The sequence below is a fragment of the Zobellella taiwanensis genome, from assembly GCF_003012795.1.
In the GTDB taxonomy this organism is placed as follows: Bacteria; Pseudomonadota; Gammaproteobacteria; order Enterobacterales; family Aeromonadaceae; genus Oceanimonas; species Oceanimonas taiwanensis.
In genome coordinates, this window is the sequence record NZ_PXYH01000074.1 from 1 (window position 1) to 298 (window position 298).

The window sequence follows — 298 nt, forward strand, 5'->3', positions numbered from 1 at the left end:
TGATGCGCTCGCCTTCCACCACCGTGGCCGGCCCGGCCACGCTCACGCTCGGCACGTCGTCCGAGACCGACAGGCTCACGCTGCCGCTCGCCTCGTCACCGTCCAGGTCGGTGGCCACCACCGCCACCGTCCCCAGCGACTGCACGTCATCCGCATCGATGCCCGGGTGCTGGCCGTAGTTGCTCAGCAAGGTCGCCGTCACCGTCGCCTGGGTCTTGTCCGCCGACGCCACCAGGCTCAGCCGCACCACCGGCTCGCCGTTGTCCCGGCCGACAATTTCGCTATCAGACACCCGCTC

At 70.1% G+C, this 298-nt stretch carries 1 protein-coding gene; it reads right to left on the bottom strand.

Going from position 1 to position 298, the window contains the following annotated elements; genetic code table 11:
* Positions 1–298: hypothetical protein (locus C7I36_RS17505; RefSeq protein WP_181256436.1), on the bottom strand; the 298-nt coding region annotated here is incomplete at both ends.